The sequence below is a fragment of the Mycobacterium kyogaense genome (assembly GCF_003254575.1).
In the GTDB taxonomy this organism is placed as follows: Bacteria; Actinomycetota; Actinomycetes; order Mycobacteriales; family Mycobacteriaceae; genus Mycobacterium; species Mycobacterium kyogaense.
Genome location: NZ_QJUA01000001.1, coordinates 289,900 through 306,941 on the forward strand (window position 1 = coordinate 289,900; position 17,042 = coordinate 306,941).

The window sequence follows — 17,042 nt, forward strand, 5'->3', positions numbered from 1 at the left end:
TTCAGATTTCGCCGAGGATACCCCAGATGTCCGCGCCGAGATCGACGCGGTGGCGCGGCGCACTCGCACTTTCCCGCCCAAACGTCGGTGTGGGCGGGGAATCAGTGGTGGTGGAACTCCTCGGCTGCGTCGATCAGCCAGTCCGCGAGGTAGCGGGCGAACGACGACCGCACGATGATGCGGTAGTCCGTGCCGTCGTCGCTCATCGGCACCAGCACCACCCCGGCGCGCCCGAGGACCGTCTGCGCGGCGCTGCCGGGACCGAAGACGCGGGGGTGCAGATCGAGCGAGCAGCCCTTGGCGAGCAGTGCGCGCGCGTGCATGCCGTGCAGCCGCACTGACGTGCGCTGGGCCGAGACATCGACCGCCGCACCACCATGCGCGGCCACGGCGTCGCGCAGGGCGGCCTCCAAGTCCTCGCCGTCACGGGTGGCCGACACGGCCAGCCACTCCTGCGGGCCGAACCAGATCACCGACACGTCGGACCCGTTCACGACGGTCGACGGTGCGGTCGGCAGCGCGTCGACGCCGAGGACGGCTGCGGCAGCGGCACCCCCGGGACCGGCGGGGTCGACCCAGACCTCCGCCATCGTGAAGAACGGCTCATCGGACACCGACGTCGAAGCGGGCAACTCGGCCAGCCGCGACAGGTGGGCGTGTAAGGGACTGCGGCGCATCAGAGTGTCAGCCATCGCGGCGAGCTCCTTCTGGATCGACGAGCACAGAACCGGTGACTTCGACCGGCACCAGAGTGCCGTCGACCGGGACGTGCAGGGTGTGGCCGATGCGGTCGCGGCCACCCTTGATCAGTGCCAGGGCGAACGGGCGCCCGAGCTCGGCACTGCGATAGCTCGACGTGACGTGTCCGAGCATCGGCACCGGCGGCGCGGGCAGCACCCCGTCCTCGGCGAACTCGATGATCTGGGCACCCTCGGGCAGCACCGTGTCCGCATCGGTGGGCAGCAGCCCGACGAACTGCTTGCGCAGCGGGTTCAGGTTCTCGCGCCGGGTGAACGACCGCTTCCCGATGAAATCGGGCTTCTTCTTCGACACCGCCCACGCCATGCCGAGATCCTGCGGGGTGATCGTGCCGTCGGTGTCCTGCCCGATGATCGGGTAGCCCTTCTCGGCGCGCAGCACGTGCATCGTCTCGGTGCCATACGGTGTGATGCCGTGACGCTCGCCGGCCTCGATCAGCTTCTCCCACAACGCCGTTGCGTACCAGCCCATGACGTTGACCTCGTAGGCCAGCTCGCCGGAGAAGCTGACCCGCGCCACGCGCACGTGCACACCGTCGATCGTGGTGTCCCGCCACGCCATGAACGGGAACGCCTCGTTGCTGACGTCGAGATCGCCGAACACCGCGCCCACCACGTCGCGGGATCTCGGGCCGACGACGGGGAAGGTGTGCCACTGCTCGGTGACCGAGGTCAACCGCACGCGCAGATGTGGCCATTCGGTCTGCAGCCACTCCTCCATCCAGTCGAGGATGCGGGCCGCTCCGCCGGTGGTGGTGAACGCCATGTACCGGTCCTCGGCCAGGCGCATCACCGTGCCGTCGTCGATGACCATGCCGTCGACGCCGCACATCACGCCGTATCGGACCATGCCGACCTTGAGCGTGCTCATCATGTTCGTGTAGAGCAGGTCCAAGAATTCGCCGGCGTCGGGGCCCTGCACGTCGATCTTGCCCAGCGTCGAGCCGTCGAGAATTCCGACTCCTGTTCGCACTGCGGCACATTCACGCAGCACCGCGGTCTCCATGCTCTCCCCGGGGTGGGGGTAGTAGCGAGGTCGCTTCCACATGCCGACGTCTTCGAACACCGCCCCGCGCTCGACGTGCCAGTCGTGCACCGCGGTCACCCGCTCCGGGTCGTAGAGGCTGCCGCGGTCGCGGCCGGCCAGTGCGGCGAACGCGACGGGCGTGTAGGGCGGCCGGAACGTGGTGACGCCGAGCGTCTGCACCGGGGTGCCCAGCAGTGCCGACACGATGCCCGATGCCACCACGCCCGAGGTCTTGCCCTGATCGTGTGCGGTGCCGATGGTCGTGTAGCGCTTGATGTGCTCCATCGAGCGCATTCCGGCGCCGACGGCACGCACCAGATCGGCGACGGTGGCGTCGCGTTGGACGTCGACGAACTGTCGCGTCGCCGACGCCGGGTCGGGCACGCACCACAGCACGGCGCACGGTGCCTGTGGTCGACAGGTATCCGATTCTCCTGCAAGCGGATTCGGCTGCGCTTCCATTCCCAGTACGGAGAGGGCAGCGGCAGCGGCTTCTCGGCCGCTGCGTAGGCAGCCGGGGAGGTCGAACTCACCGTCGGCCGCGCCGGCCACGCTCATGCCGTCGAGGTGCTCACCGGGGACGAAGGCGCCGAGCGTGTCGTCGTAGCGCAGCGTGCCGCGGGCCTGGCTGAACAGGTGCACCGCCGGGTTCCATCCTCCGCTGACGAGCAGCACGTCACAGGCGAATACTTCCTGACTGGCATCTCCGGGGCGGCCGACGACGGCGTGGGTGACCCGGGACTCGCCGCGCGTGCCGGTGACCACCGCACCGGTGTGGACCGGGATACCGCGCGCCGCGCAGTCCTCGCGCAGCGGGGCGCCGATCTCGTCCCGCGCGTCGACGATCGCGGCGATTGCCGTGCCCGCGTCGTGCAGATCGAAGGCCGCCCGGTAGGCGCTGTCGTTGGTGGTGAACACGACTGCCTGTTCACCGACCCTGACTCCGAAGCGGTGCAGGAACGTTCGTGCGGACGCGGCGAGCATGATGCCTGGACGGTCGTTGTCGGTGAACACCACCGGCCGTTCGTGCGCTCCTGCGGCGACGAGGACATGGCGTGCACGAATCCGCCACACCCGCTGCCTGCTGACCCCGGCCGGCGCCTCGGCCCCGAGGTGATCTGTGCGCCGTTGCAGCGCCAGCACGAAGCCGTCGTCGTAGTGCCCGAACGCCGTGGTGCGCTGCAGGTGCAGGACATCGGGACAGCCGGCGAGCTCCGTGACGGCGTCGGCGACCCAGTCCAGCGCCGGCCCGCCGGCGATGGTGTCGGCAGAACCGAGCAGGGCACCGCCGGCCTCGCTCTGCTCGTCGATCAGCACGACCCGCGCCCCGGCCCGGGCCGCGGTCAGTGCCGCCGCGAGGCCCGCCGGCCCAGCGCCGACGACGAGGACGTCGGTGTGCACATGGGTGCTGTCGTAGAGGGCGCTGTCAGGAATCTCGGCGAGGCGGCCCTGGCCCGGAAGTCCGCGTGCGACAAGGCCGTCGAACAACTCCACGGTGGTCGCCAGCAGCATCGGCTCGGGAAACGGGTGCTCGACCTGGACGAGACCGCCGGTGTCCTCTGCCCACGCGGCGGTGAAGCCGCGGGGGCGGCCGAGCTTGATGCTGGTGGCCACCTGATGCACGCCGTGGGCCAGCAGCGCCGAGGCGAGGGTGTCACCACGGTGTCCGGTGAACTCCCGGTCGTTGAACGTGAACGTCAGGGTGGTGTCGCGGTCGACGCGGCCACCCGTGGATGTGCGAAATGGTGCACTCATTCAGATCGTCGGCCTCGGCTCGTCCAGTCGGTACGTCCGCTGGAATCGGTAGGTGGCGGTGTCACGAACGGCGTTGAACCAGCGCCGGCATCCGTGGCTGTGGGACCATCGCTCGGCGAACAGCCCCTTGGGGTTGTCGCGGAAGAACACGAAGTGTGCCCACTGTTCGTCGGACAGTGCCTGCGGGTCCTCGGGATAGGCGATGTGCGCTTGGCCCCCGTAGTGGAACTCGGTCTCCTCGCGGGGCCCGCACCACGGGCATTCGATGAGCTGCATGGTGTCGCCTTTCTCAGTGCGCGACGCCGGCGGCGCCGTGCTCGTCGACCAGCGCACCGGTGATGAACCGGTCGAGGCTGAACGGTGCGATGAATTCGTGCGGTTCGCCGGTGGCCAGCGTGTCGGCCAGACACCATCCGATCCCGGGGGTGGCCTTGAAACCGCCTGTGCCCCAACCGGCATTGAGGTACAGGTTCTCGTACGGCGTGTGGCCGACGATGGGGGAGGCGTCCGGGCAGACGTCGACGATGCCCGCCCAGGTGCGCAACAGGTGAGCGCGGGCGAACACCGGGAACAGTTCGACGGCGGCGGCCATCTGCCGTTCGATGACGTGGAAGGCGCCGCGCTGGCCGTACCCGTTGTAGGAGTCGATGCCGGCACCCATCACCAGTTCGCCCTTGTGCGCCTGCGAGACGTAGACGTGGACGGCGTTCGACATGACGATCGTCGGGTGCACTGGCTCCAGGAGCTCGGAGACCAGGGCCTGCAGGGGGTGACTCTGCAGCGGCGTACGGATGCCGAGCATGTCCGTCAGCGTCGATGTGTGGCCTGCTGCGCACAGCGCGACGCGACCCGCGCCGATGGTGCCCTGGGTAGTGCGCACCGCGGTCACGCGGTCGCCGTCGGTCTCGAAGCCGATGACCTCACAGTTCTGGATGATGTCGATGCCGGCCTGATCGGCGCGCCGGGCGAAACCCCAGGCGACATAGTCGTGTTTGGCGATCCCTGCCCGCGGCTGGTATGTGGCGCCGAGCACCGGGTACCGGATCTCGTGGGAGATGTTGACGATCGGGCAGAGCTTCTTGACCTCGTCGGGGTCCACCCACTGCGCGTCGATGCCGTTGAGCTTGTTGGCCTCGACGCGCCGCACGCTGTCGCGCACATCCTGCAGGCTGTGGGCGAGGTTCAGAACGCCGCGCTGGCTGAACAGGATCGGATAGTCGAGATCGTCTTCGAGGGTCTCCCACAATTTGAGGGCGTGCTCGTAGATGCGGGCGCTCTCGTCCCAGAGGTAGTTCGAGCGGATCAGCGTGGTGTTGCGCGCCATGTTGCCACCGGCCAGCCAGCCGCGTTCGAGCACGGCGACGTTGGTGATGCCGTGGTTCTTGGCCAGATAGTGTGCGGTCGCGAGCCCGTGGCCACCGCCGCCGACGATGACGACGTCGTAGTTCTTCTTCGGTTCAGGTGTCCGCCAGAGGAATTCGGGGTGATTGGGCAGGTGTGCCCCCGGCGGGGTGGGCAGTGCCGTCCCGTGTGTCGTCACAGTGCGGTCTCCGTCAATTCGGGGTACAGCGGGAAGCGGCGGGCGAGAACATCGACTCGGGCACGCAGGGCGTCGAGGTCGGCGTCGTCGGCATCGGGGCGCAGCGCCCCGGCGATGACGTCGGCAACCTCGGTGAACGCGTCGAGGTCGAATCCCCGGGTGGCCAGCGCCGCGGTGCCGATCCGCACCCCGGAGCTGATCATCGGTGGCCGGGGATCGAAGGGAACGGCGTTGCGATTCACGGTGATTCCGACCCGGTGCAGCCGGTCCTCGGCCTGCTTGCCGTCGAGTTCGGAGTTGCGCAGGTCGACCAGCACGAGGTGGACGTCCGTGCCGCCGGACACCACGTCGATGCCGGCGGCGCGTGAATCGTCCTGAAGCAGGCGATCGGCGAGGATTCGCGCGCCGGCCAGCGTGCGCTCCAGGCGCTCGCGGAACTCCGGTTGGGCGGCGAGCCGGAAGGACACGGCCTTGGCGGCGATGACGTGTTCGAGAGGTCCGCCCTGCTGACCTGGAAAGACCGCGGAGTTGATCTTCTTGGCCAACGTCTCGTCGTTGGTCAGGATGACGCCGCCGCGTGGACCGCCGAGCGTCTTGTGGGTGGTCGAGGTGACCACGTGGGCGTGCGGCACGGGGGACGGGTGCAGGCCGGCGGCCACCAGGCCGGCGAAGTGGGCCATGTCGACCATCAGGTAGGCGCCCACATCGTCGGCGATACGCCGGAATTCGGCGAAGTCGAGGTGTCGCGGATATGCCGACCAGCCGGCCAGGATCAGCTTGGGCCGCCGCTCGTGGGCCAGCGTCTCCACCTGGGCCATGTCGACGCGGTGGTCGTGCTCGCCGACCTGGTAGGCGGCGACGTCGTAGAGCTTGCCGGAGAAGTTCAACTTCATGCCGTGGGTCAGGTGCCCGCCGTGGGCGAGGGTCAGCCCGAGGATGGTGTCGCCGGGGGTCAGCAGCGCGGCCATCACCGCCGCATTGGCCTGGGCGCCGGAATGTGGCTGGACGTTCGCGTAGGTCGCGCCGAACAAGCTCGTCAGCCGATCGATGGCGAGCTGCTCGACGACGTCGACGTGCTCGCACCCGCCGTAGTACCGACGGCCGGGATAGCCTTCGGCGTATTTGTTGGTCAGCACCGACCCTTGCGCAGCCATCACGGCCAGCGGTGCGAAGTTCTCACTGGCGATCATCTCCAGCGTGTTCTGCTGGCGGGCAAGCTCTGCCGAAATCGCTTGATGCACTTCGTGATCGAGGGTGGCGAGCGCTTCGCCGAGAATCGGGTTGGCGGCCTGGGCCGTGTCTGGGGGTGACGTGTCGACGGTCATGGTCGCCCTTCTCGATCTGCTTGATACGTGACTAATATATCAACTGTCGGATAGATTAGGATCAGTTCGCGGCCACGTCAACAGGGCGGCGGGTGAGGGAGTGGTGATGACTGTGACTACCTTGTCGGAGTCGAGTTTCGTCGACGCCGAGGCGGGCACGGAGACCTCCGCCGATCGGGTGTACGAAGCGGTGCGGGAACGCCTCGTGATGCTCGACATCAGGCCCGGCGAACCCATCAACGACGACCAGCTCGGCACTGAGCTCGGAGTCGGTCGCACCCCGGTGCGCGAGGCGTTGAAGCGGCTCGAGCGGGACCGGTTGGTGACCGTGTATCCGCGCCGCGGGACGTTTGCGACTGCGGTGGACATGACCGATCTGGCTGACATCTCGGAGATCCGGCACCAGTTGGAGCCGTTGGCCGCCGCGCGCGCCGCGCGGGTGGCGACGACCGAGTCGCGCCGCCGCCTGGCGGGCCTCGCCGAGGGCATCGCGCAGATCGCCGACTCCGATGACCCGCGGGATGTGCTGCGCCATGATGTGCGCGTGCACCGCGAGATCTATCGCGCGTCGCAGAATCCGCACCTGGAAGCGATTCTGGTGAGTCTCGACGCCCATGCCACGCGGATCTGGTGTCTTTTCCTCGACCGGCTACCCGACGTCGTCACCCATGTCCGCGAACACGTCGCCCTGTTGGAGGCCATCGTCGCCGGCGACGGTGAGACCGCGTCTGCACTGACGCTGTCGCACGTGACCGGCTTCGAGCACGCCATCCGCGCGTTGCTGTGACGGCGGTGCGGTAACGGGGCGACACACTGATATATCATCGGCGCACCAGGGAAAGGGTGTGTCGGTGACGGTTGTCGGTGTGGAGTCGCTCGGCGAGGTCGATCTCAGTGCGATGTCGCTGGCCGATCAGGCTTACCTGATCATCCAGGACAAACTCATCATGTTGGACATCCGGCCCAACGAGGCGATCGTGGAGAGCGAGCTGGCCGCCGGCCTCGGGCTGGGCCGCACGCCCGTACGAGAAGCCCTCAAGCGCCTCGAAGCCGATCGGCTGGTCATCTCCTTCCCGCGCCGCGGAACGTTCGCCACCGGCGTGGATGTCGCTGATCTGCGCCACATTTCGCAGATCCGTGTGAATCTCGAACCGGTGGCCGCGCGCACCGCCGCCGAGAACGCGTCGGCCGCGATGCGCACACACCTGCTCGAGCTCGCCGACCAGACCGAGGCCTTGGAGATCGACACCATCGATCGCCACGAACTGATGCGGTGGGATCTGCGGGTGCACCGCGCGATCTATCAGGCCGCAGGCAACCCGCATCTGGAAGACGTCCTGATCCGGTACGACAACCTGGCCACCCGCATCTTCTGCCTGTTCCTCGATCGCCTCACCGTGGTGGCTCACCACGTCGGCGAACACACCGCCCTGCTGCGGACCATCGCCGAGGGTGACGGCGACGCGGCCGCCGCCATCGCACTGGCACACGTCACCGGGTTCGAAGAAGCGGTCCGCTCCGTCGTGTGAATGTGCGAGTCGTGTGAATGTGCGAGTCGTGTGAATGTGCGAGTCGTGTGAATGTGCGAGTCGTGTGAATGTGCGAGTCGTGTGAATGTGCGAGTCGTGTGATCGTGTGATCGCCTGACTCAGCGGAACACCACGGTGCGGTGACCGTGGAGCAGCACACGGTTCTCGCAGTGCCAGCGCACCGCTCGGGAGAGAGCCAGCGCCTCCGCGTCCTGCCCGACGGTCGCCAACCGAGCGGGGTTGTGCGAGTGGTCGATTCGGATGACCTCTTGCTCGATGATCGGGCCCTCGTCCAGATCCGGCGTCACGTAGTGGGCCGTCGCACCCACCATCTTCACGCCGCGGTCGTAGGCCTGGTGATAGGGCTTCGCGCCCTTGAAGCCGGGCAGGAACGAGTGATGGATGTTGATGGCCCGCCCACGCAACGCGGTGCATGCCTCGTCGGAGAGCACCTGCATGTAGCGCGCCAGCACCACGACCTGCGCGTCGAGCTCCTGGACGAGCTGCAGGAGCCGGGCCTCGGCCTCCGGCTTGGTGGTCGGTGTCACCGGGATGTGCACGAACGGCAGACCGGCAGCCTCGGCCATCGGGCGCAGCGCCTCGTGGTTGGACACCACTGCCACCAGCTCGCCGCCGAGAGTGCCTGCACGCCAACGGAAGATGAGATCGTTCAGGCAGTGCCCCAGCTTCGACACCATCACCAACACCCGGGGCGGCTGCGTCCCGTCGATCCGGAAGGTCATGTCGAAACCCGCCGCCACGGACGAGAACTGGTCGGTGAGAGTGGTCGTGTCGATGCTGTCGTCGGGGCAGCAGAATGTGGTGCGCAGGAAGAACGACTGGCTGACGTCGTCGTCGAACTGCTGGTGTTCGGCGATGTCGTAGCGGCGGGAGAACAGGAACGAGCTGACGGCGTGCACGATGCCGGGCCGCTGCGGGCAGCTCAGTGTCAGCGTGAATGTCTGTGTCATGACCGGATCTTCGCCATCTCGGGATCGACGAGCGGCTCGGCGACGACGGTGGCCGGGACCCGACGGTCGAAGTACGCGATCTCCACCCCGGTGCCGACCGCCACCGACGCCGGCAGCCAGGCGTAAGCGATCGGGCTGCCGACGGTGTGCCCGAATGCCGCACTGGTGATGTAGCCGGCCGGCTCGCCGTCGAGCAGCACCGGTTCGGAGCCGAGAACGACCGAGCGGCCGTCATCGACGGTCAGGCAGACCAGGCGGCGCTCGACAGTGTCGTCGGAGATCTCGGCGAGTGCTTCGTGTCCGATGTAGCCGTCCTTCTGCGGGCGCACGGCAAAACCGAGGCCGGCCTCGTACGGGTTGTGTTCAGTGGTCATGTCGGTGCCCCACGAGCGGTACCCCTTCTCCATCCGCAGGCTGTTGAACGCGGCCCGGCCCGCGGCGATCACGCCGTGGCGCTGCCCCTCCTCCCACAGCGCATCCCACAGTCGCAGGCCGTGTTCGGCGGTGGTGTAGAGCTCCCACCCGAGTTCTCCGACGTAGGACAGGCGCATCGCGGTCACGGGCACCCCGGCGATCCGCACCTGCTTGCACCGGAAGTACTTGAAGCCGGCGTTGGAGAAGTCGTCGCGGCTCAGGGCCGACACCAGGTCGCGGGCCCGGGGACCCCACACCCCGATGCAGCAGGTACCGCCGGTGATGTCACGGACGGCAACGCCGTCGCCGGCCTGACGGCGGACGTAGTCGAGGTCGAGGTTGCCGTTGACGCCGATCTGGAAGGTGTCGTCGGCGAGCCGGGCGACCGTGACGTCGCTGCGCACACCGCCTGCGGCGTCGAGCATGAGCGTGTAGGTGACCGAACCGATCGACTTGTCCATTGTACCTGTGGTGAGCCGCTCCAACAGCTCGACGGCGCCGGGTCCGGTGACCTCGAGGCGCTTCAACGGCGTCATGTCGTAGAGGGCGACAGCTGTCCGGGTGCGCCACGCCTCCGCGGCGGCGATCGGGGAATGGAACATGCCCGCCCAGGCATCACGTTGCGGCGGTTGCCATTCCGCGGGCAGGTCAGCGACGAGATCGGCATTGGCCTCGAACCAGTGCGGCCGCTCCCACCCGCCCGCCTCGAGGAACACCGCGCCGAGTTCCCGCTGTCGCGCATGGAACGGGCTCACCCGGAGGTCACGCGGAGATTCCTTGGGTTGCAACGGGTGCAGGATGTCGTAGACCTCGACGAAGTTCTGCTGGGAGGTCTCGCTGACGTACTCGGGGTCGAGCTGCACCTCTTCGAAGCGATGCACGTCGCAGCCGTTCAATGCGACCTCGGAACGGCCGTCGACGAGCACCTGTGCCACAGCGCGCGCAACACCGGCCGAATGCGTCACCCAGACCGCCTCGGCGATCCAGAAACCCGCGACGTCCGGTGATTCGCCGATGAGCGGGGCGCCGTCCGGGGTGAAGGAGAAGATGCCGTTGAAGCCCGAATCGATGGTCGCCGTCTGAAGGCATGGCAGCAGGAGCTTGCTCTGCTCCCAGGCCGGCGCGAAGTCCTCCTCGGTGAACTCCAACATGGAAGGCATTGCCTCCGCGGTGATCTCGCCACCTGGCAGCTCGCGAAGGTCAACGGGCATCGGCCGGTGGGCATACGATCCGATGCCGAGGCGGTCGACGTGCTCACGGAAGTACAGGTCCTGATCCTGGTGGCGCAGGATCGGGAAGCCGGCCTCGGATGCCTCCGTGTTGCGCCCGGCCAGCTCGGGGATCTGATGGGTCTTCACGTACTGGTGGGCCAGAGGGAGCAGTGGCACGTCCATGCCGACCAGTGCACCGAGCTCGGGACCCCAGAAACCGCCGCAGGACACCACGATATCGGCGGGCACGGTCCCCGTCGTCGTCGCGACGCCGGTGACCTTTCCGCCACTGTGCTCGATTCCGACGACCCGGGTGGAGCCGCGGAACTCGGCCCCCCGACTCTGTGCCCGGCGGGTGAGTGCGACGACGACGCGAGATGCCTTGGCCAGCCCGTCGCTCTCCACGTGGAGACCGCCGAGGATGCGGTGCGGATCGAGGAGCGGATGGAGCTTGGCGCACTCCTGCGGATCGATGACGCGCGCGGCGACACCCCACGCGGTGGCCCAGCCGTGGCGGCGATGCAACTCCGCGAGCCGTTCTTCGGTGGTCGCGACTTCCAGTCCGCCGACCTGGTTGAAGCACCACGCCCCGTCGACGTCGAGCGTCAGGAACTTCTCCACGGTGTAGGACGCAAATGTCGTCATGGTCTTCGAGGAGTTGGTCTGGAACACCAGGCCCGGCGCGTGCGACGAGGACCCGCCGGTCAGCGGAAGTGGGCCCTGGTCGAGAACCGTCACCCGATCCCAGCCGCGGGCGGTGAGCTCGTCGGCGAGGTTGGTGCCGACGATGCCGGCACCGATGATCACGACGCGAGGGGATCCCATGTGCGTGGCCGCTCCTTGGTAATTGATCAACAACTGATATACCAACCTAAGGCGCAGCCCGGCAGTGGTCAACCGCTACGGCACGCCGGTCGGTCTTGGGGGTGCCGAGCGCACGCATTTTGATGGATCTGCCGCGAAATTCGTCATGGAGCGTGCGTTCGGGGGGCACCGTCCCCGGCAAAGCAACCCCGGTAGTGTCGCTGCGATGGGCAACGGGAGCTCCGACTCGGGCGGAGGTGTGCAGTCCGTCGACCGCGCCGTGTCCGTGCTCGAGATCCTGGCCCGCCTCGGCGAGGTCGGCGTCACCGAGCTCGCGACCGAGATCGGCGTGCACAAGTCCACGGTCTCGCGTCTCCTGTCTGCGCTGGAGGATCACGAGCTGGTCGAACAGGCCCACGAGCGCGGGAAGTATCGCCTCGGCTTCGGCTTGCTCCGCCTGTCCAACGCGGTATCGGGTCAACTCGACGTCACGCAACAGGGCCGGGAGATCTGCGAGCGCCTCGCGGTCGAGCTGGGGGAGACCGTCAACATCGCCGTGCTGCGATCGCACTACGTCGTCAACGTCGATCAGGCCCGCGGCCCCCGATCGGTCGGCAGCCACAACTGGGTGGGCGAGCTGACCCCCTTGCACGCGACCTCCAGCGGCAAGATCCTGCTGGCCTTCATGTCTGCTGACGCCCGCCGCGACGTGCTTGCCGACGCGCGCCTGACCCGGTACACCGATCGCACGGTCACCTCGATGGACGAGCTCGAACGCCAGTTGGAGGCTGTCGCCGGCGATGGCTACGTCGTGTCCACCGAAGAGTTGGAACACGGCCTGACGGCAGTGGCCGCCCCGATCAGGGACCACGCCGGCATCGTCATCGCCGCTCTGAGCGTGTCGGGTCCGGTGTACCGGCTCGACGACGGACGCGCCCGCGAGGTGGTTCCGGCCGTCGTCGCCGCGGCCGCCGCCGTCTCCGAACGGATGGGCTACCGGGGCTGACGCGCACCCGTTTCCAGCACGTTTCCCGCGGTTAATTTTGTTCAACCAGGTGGTGTATCACTGTGTCGCGCTCTAATATATCACGAGTGTGGCTCTCGTCACACACGCTCAGAACTGGTCAGGAGTGTGAAAGTGACCGCACAACACGAACACCAGCTCGCCGCCGACGAGCTGAAAACCAAGCTGCACCACACGTTTCCCGGCCCCGGTGCACCAGTCCCGCCCGGACACAAGGATGACGTCCCGCTGTGTCAGAGGCCGCCGGTCACCGACAAGGTGGTCTTCGGCGTCACCGCGGTGATCGTCGTCGCGATCCTGGCCTGGGGTCTGATCGCGCCTTCTCGATTCGGCGCGACGATGTCGGCGATGCTCTCCTGGGTGGTCAGCAACATGGGCTGGGTGTTCATCGTCTCGGCCTCCTGCTTCGTCCTGTTCGCCGCCTGGTTGGCGCTGAGTCGGTACGGCAGGATCCCGCTCGGCCAAGACGGGGAGAAGCCCGAGTTCAACACGGTGAGCTGGGTGGCGATGATGTTCAGCGCCGGGATGGGGATCGGACTCATCTTCTGGGGGGTGACCGAACCACTGACCCACTTCGTCAATCCGCCGCCCGGGCTGGCCGATTCGAAGGCCGGCACCGCCCTCGCCACCGCGCTGTTCCACTGGGGCTTCCATCCGTGGTCGATGTACGCGGTGGTGGGTCTGTCCATCGCCTACGGCAGCTACCGCATGGGGCGGCGCCAGCTCATCAGCGCGTCGTTCATCCCGCTGTTCGGCCGCAAACGCATCGAGGGGCCGATCGGTAAGACCATCGACATCCTCGCGATCTTCGCGACCATGTTCGGCACAGCGGCCTCCCTGGGACTCGGCGCGCTCCAGATCGGTTCGGGCATCGAGGTTCTCGGCTGGGTCGGCAAGGCGGGCACGCTGCTGCTGGTGACCGTGGTGGCGCTGCTCACGCTCGCGTTCGTCGCCTCAGCGGTCTCGGGGGTGTCACGCGGCATCCAGTGGCTGTCCAACATCAACATGGTCCTCGCGCTCGTTCTCGCGGTGTTCGTGTTCGTGGTCGGCCCCACCGTGCTGATCCTCAACCTCCTGCCGACGGCACTCGGTGACTATGTGGCCAACCTCGCGGCGATGTCGGCCCGCTCCGCCGAAGCGGGCGGTGACACGGAGAAGTGGTTGTCCTCGTGGACGATCTTCTACTGGGCGTGGTGGATCAGCTGGACCCCGTTCGTCGGGATGTTCCTGGCGAGGATCAGCCGGGGGCGCACCATCCGGCAGTTCGTCGTCGGCGTGATCCTGATCCCGACCACCGTCAGCCTTCTGTGGTTCGTGATCTTCGGGGGAGCGGGGATCGGACTACAACGCGACGGCCAGGACATCTTCGGCAGTGGCGAGCCCGAGTCCACGTTGTTCGGGATGCTGAGCCACATGCCGCTGGCTGGCCTCTCCTCCCTCTTGGTGATGGCGCTGGTCGCGATCTTCTTCGTCTCGGGCGCGGACGCCGCGTCGATGGTGATGGGGACGTTGTCGCAGAGCGGATCGGTGTATCCGTCGCGATGGGTGGTGGCGTTCTGGGGTCTGAGCACAGGCGCGGTCGCCGTCCTGATGCTGTGGGCCGGCGGGAACGACGCGCTCAACGGCCTGCAGACGATGACGATCATCGTGGCCGCACCGTTCGTCCTCGTGATGATCGGTATGTGCGTGTCGTTGTTCCTCGACGTCACCCGCGACCCGATGATGACCGATCTGCAGAAAACGGCCGTGCCGAGCGAGGCGGCAGTTCCCGGCCCCACCCCCTAGCGCGAGGCCCGTTCCGACACAGGTCGCCGCACCGAGCAAACGGTGCGGCGACCAGTGCTTTTCGGTGCTTGCGAACAGTCAGGAAAGTCACAGCGAGCCATGCCGCTCCTCCGCTTGACAAGGTTTGTGACGGGCCACACACTGTTGCGTATTACGAATCGAGTTCCTTAATACGCGTCATCTGCACGAAACAGGAAGGCAACACATGCTCGACGTCTGCCCGCTTGCCGACCTACCGCCGGGCGAGTCGGTCCGCGTCGCCGCGGACCCGCCGATCGCCGTCTTCCACACCGAGGACGGCGAAGTGTTCGCCATCGATGACACGTGCTCTCACCAGGACGCGTCGCTGGCCGACGGCTGGCTCGAAGGGTGCGAGGTCGAGTGCCCGCTGCACGCCTCGCGCTTCAACCTGCGCACCGGCGCCGTCGACGCGCCCCCGGCCAAACTCCCGGTGCGCACGCACACCGTCGTCATCGACGACGGCATGATCCGCGTCGAGCTCAGCACCGAAAAGCCTAACCTCCCACCCGACATCCGCGCGCGACTCGCACAGGGGCAGTCATGAAGCACGTAGCGGTCATCGGCGCCTCGCTGGCTGGCCTGTCGGCCGTCAGAGCACTTCGCGCCCAAGGATTTTCAGGCCGCATCACCGTGATCGGCGACGAGAGTCGACGGCCCTACGACCGTCCGCCGCTGTCCAAGGACTTCCTCGCCGGTGTCGTGGCAGAGCAGGATCTGAGCCTCGAGGACTCTGAAGAGCTGGCAGCGGAGTGGCTGCTCGGATCGCCCGCCACCGCACTCGACACCACCACCAACACCGTCGAACTCGCCGACGGTCGCCGCGTGCACGCCGACGGTTTCGTGATCGCCACCGGGTCACGGGCGCGACGCTGGCCCGGCTGCGAGCAGATGGCCGGAGTCCACGTCATCCGCACCGTCGACGACGCCATCGCGCTGCGTGCCGAGCTGCGCCCCGGTGGACAGATGGTCGTGATCGGTGCCGGCTTCATCGGTGCCGAGGTCGCGTCGACCGCACGCAAGCTCGGCATGGACGTGACGGTCGTCGAGGCGGCGCCGACGCCGCTGCAGGTGCAACTCGGTGCGCGGCTGGGCGCGGTCGTCGCACAGGCGCACGCGACACACGGCACGACCCTGATCTGCGGGGTCGGTGTCGCCGGTCTGACGTGCGGTTCGGGCGACCGGGTCACCGGGGTCGACCTGGCCGACGGTCGCCACCTGCCTGCCGACGTCGTGGTCGTCGGTATCGGCGGAATCCCGAACATCGAGTGGCTGCAGGGCAGTGGTCTGGACCTCGGCAACGGCGTCATCTGCGGTGCCGGCGGCCAGACGAACATCGCGAACGTCGTGGCCGTGGGCGACTGCGCTGCGTGGCACGACGCGTCGACGGGTGTCGCGCGTCGGGTCGAGCACTGGGCGGGCGCGCTCGAACGTCCCGCGATCGCCGTCGCCACGCTCCTCTCGGGTGGGCTCGACTGCGGCACCGCTGCCAAGGCGCCATACTTCTGGTCCGATCAGTACGGCTCGCGTATCCAGTTCGCCGGCACCGCACTTCCCGACGACGAGGTCACCATCGAGGCCGGCGATTGCGAGAGCTGCAGCTTCCTCGCCACCTACCGCCGCGACGGCCGCCTGGTCGCCGTTCTCGGCGTCGACCAACCCAAGTTGTTCACGCGGTGGCGCCGCCAACTCGCCAGCGCGCCGGTAACCGTCTGACACCAGCCCCTTTCGCACTCACAGGAGCCTCATGACCACCTTCGAAGCGGCCCCTCAGCTGCCCGAGAGTCTCATCTCCACCCTGGCCGGGCACTACTACACCGACCCCGAGGTCTTCGCCCTCGAACAGCAGAAGATCTTCGAGGCGATGTGGTTCTGCGTGGTCCGGTCTTCGGACCTCGGCAAGCCCGGCGCCTTCAAGACGGTCCAGGTGGGCGGGGAGAGCGTGCTGGTGACCCGATCACGCACGGGCGCGGTGAACGCGTTCTTCAACATCTGCCGTCACCGCGGGGCGCAGTTGTGCACCGAGGACAGTGGTGAAGTGCGTCGTGCGTTCCAATGTCCCTATCACGCATGGACATACGACCTCGACGGCAAGCTGATCGCCGCGCCGAACCTCACCAAGATGCCCGACATCGACAGGGTCGAGTACGGGCTCCGCACGATCGCCGTGCGCGAATGGCTGGGTTACGTCTGGGTGTGCCTGGCAGACGAGCCGCCGTCCTTCGAGGACACCGTGATGCAGGAGGTCGTCGACCGCCTCGGCGACCTCGACTCGATCGACCGCTACGGGATCGCCGACCTCTCCGTGGGCCGCCGCATCGTCTACGACGTCAAGGCCAACTGGAAGCTGATCGTCGAGAACTTCATGGAGTGCTACCACTGCGCCACCATCCATCCCGAACTGACCGAGGTCCTCCCGGAGTTCGCCGACGGATACGCGGCCCAGTACTACGTCGGGCACGGTGCCGAATTCGGCGAGGACGTCCGAGGTTTCACCATCGACGGGTCGGAGGGGCTGGATCACATCCCCGGCGTCACCGCCGACCAGGATCGCCGCTACTACGCGATCACCGTGCGCCCACAGGTGTTCGTCAACCTGGTGCCCGACCATGTGATCGTGCATCGGATGTTCCCGCTGGCGGCCGACCGCACCGTCGTCGAGTGCGACTGGCTGTACCTGCCGGACGTCGTCGAATCAGGCCGCGACGTCAGCCACTCGGTGGAACTGTTCCACCGGGTCAACAGCCAGGACTTCGAGGCTGCCGAAAGATGCCAGCCCGCCATGAACTCCCGCGTGTACCGCAACGGTGGCGTGCTGGTTCCGAGTGAACACCACATCGGCGCCTTCCATGACTGGCTGCGCGGCATGCTCGCCGTGTGA

14 protein-coding genes are annotated in these 17,042 nt (G+C 67.5%); 7 read left to right on the forward strand and 7 right to left on the reverse strand.

Features of this window, described 5'->3' with window-relative positions; genetic code table 11:
- Positions 1-101: 101 nt before the first annotated feature.
- Genes DMB80_RS01405 through glyA form a run of 5 tightly spaced genes read right to left on the reverse strand, consistent with a single transcriptional unit; the run spans position 102 to position 6,405 of the window.
- Entirely contained in the window at positions 102-692 is a 591-nt protein-coding gene (locus tag DMB80_RS01405) for a sarcosine oxidase subunit gamma (RefSeq protein WP_111508225.1), read from the reverse strand.
- Positions 685-3,540: a 2Fe-2S iron-sulfur cluster-binding protein gene (locus tag DMB80_RS01410; RefSeq protein ID WP_111508226.1), complete on the reverse strand. Its 2,856-nt coding sequence runs from the start codon at positions 3,538-3,540 to the stop codon at positions 685-687. The genes DMB80_RS01405 and DMB80_RS01410 overlap by 8 nt, the downstream gene beginning before the upstream one ends.
- The gene (locus DMB80_RS01415) at positions 3,541-3,816 is read right to left on the reverse strand and encodes a sarcosine oxidase subunit delta (RefSeq protein ID WP_111508336.1); all 276 of its coding nucleotides are present in this window, start codon (positions 3,814-3,816) and stop codon (positions 3,541-3,543) included. It abuts the gene before it with no gap.
- Positions 3,817-3,829: 13 nt separating this feature from the next.
- A complete protein-coding gene (locus DMB80_RS01420) occupies positions 3,830-5,080 on the reverse strand; it encodes a sarcosine oxidase subunit beta family protein (protein WP_205538449.1) in 1,251 nt (416 codons plus the stop codon).
- Positions 5,077-6,405, reverse strand: coding sequence for a serine hydroxymethyltransferase (glyA, locus tag DMB80_RS01425; protein ID WP_111508227.1), 1,329 nt, complete (start codon positions 6,403-6,405; stop codon positions 5,077-5,079). Before glyA ends, DMB80_RS01420 begins: the two co-directional genes overlap by 4 nt.
- 106 nt (positions 6,406-6,511) lie before the next feature.
- On the opposite strand from glyA, the gene DMB80_RS01430 reads away from it, so the two are divergent.
- Together DMB80_RS01430 and DMB80_RS01435 are read left to right on the forward strand one after the other, a co-directional pair.
- Positions 6,512-7,192 (forward strand): GntR family transcriptional regulator, encoded by a 681-nt coding sequence (locus DMB80_RS01430; protein ID WP_111508338.1) that lies wholly within the window; start codon positions 6,512-6,514, stop codon positions 7,190-7,192.
- 112 nt (positions 7,193-7,304) lie between these two features.
- Positions 7,305-7,934, forward strand: coding sequence for a GntR family transcriptional regulator (locus DMB80_RS01435; RefSeq protein ID WP_111508339.1), 630 nt, complete (start codon positions 7,305-7,307; stop codon positions 7,932-7,934).
- A gap of 119 nt (positions 7,935-8,053) precedes the next feature.
- Here the strand turns inward: DMB80_RS01435 and purU are convergent, their stop codons facing one another.
- Both purU and DMB80_RS01445 read right to left on the reverse strand, forming a co-directional pair.
- Positions 8,054-8,905 carry a formyltetrahydrofolate deformylase gene (gene purU, locus DMB80_RS01440; RefSeq protein WP_111508228.1) on the reverse strand — a complete coding sequence of 284 codons (852 nt, stop codon included), beginning with the start codon at positions 8,903-8,905 and terminating at the stop codon, positions 8,054-8,056.
- Positions 8,902-11,355, reverse strand: a complete 2,454-nt coding sequence (locus DMB80_RS01445; RefSeq protein WP_111508229.1) for a GcvT family protein — start codon at positions 11,353-11,355, stop codon at positions 8,902-8,904. Before DMB80_RS01445 ends, purU begins: the two co-directional genes overlap by 4 nt.
- A 205-nt stretch (positions 11,356-11,560) precedes the next feature.
- Between DMB80_RS01445 and DMB80_RS01450 the strand changes: the two genes are divergently transcribed.
- The 5 genes from DMB80_RS01450 to DMB80_RS01470 all read left to right on the forward strand — a co-directional run bounded on the left by DMB80_RS01450 (position 11,561) and on the right by DMB80_RS01470 (position 17,042).
- Entirely contained in the window at positions 11,561-12,340 is a 780-nt protein-coding gene (locus tag DMB80_RS01450; protein WP_111508230.1) for an IclR family transcriptional regulator, read from the forward strand.
- Positions 12,341-12,586: 246 nt separating this feature from the next.
- Positions 12,587-14,143, forward strand: coding sequence for a BCCT family transporter (locus DMB80_RS01455; protein WP_240430962.1), 1,557 nt, complete (start codon positions 12,587-12,589; stop codon positions 14,141-14,143).
- A gap of 205 nt (positions 14,144-14,348) precedes the next feature.
- Positions 14,349-14,708, forward strand: a complete 360-nt coding sequence (locus DMB80_RS01460; protein ID WP_048423867.1) for a bifunctional 3-phenylpropionate/cinnamic acid dioxygenase ferredoxin subunit — start codon at positions 14,349-14,351, stop codon at positions 14,706-14,708.
- Positions 14,705-15,877 (forward strand): NAD(P)/FAD-dependent oxidoreductase, encoded by a 1,173-nt coding sequence (locus tag DMB80_RS01465; RefSeq protein ID WP_111508231.1) that lies wholly within the window; start codon positions 14,705-14,707, stop codon positions 15,875-15,877. Before DMB80_RS01460 ends, DMB80_RS01465 begins: the two co-directional genes overlap by 4 nt.
- 31 nt (positions 15,878-15,908) lie before the next feature.
- Positions 15,909-17,042: an aromatic ring-hydroxylating oxygenase subunit alpha gene (locus DMB80_RS01470; protein WP_111508232.1), complete on the forward strand. Its 1,134-nt coding sequence runs from the start codon at positions 15,909-15,911 to the stop codon at positions 17,040-17,042.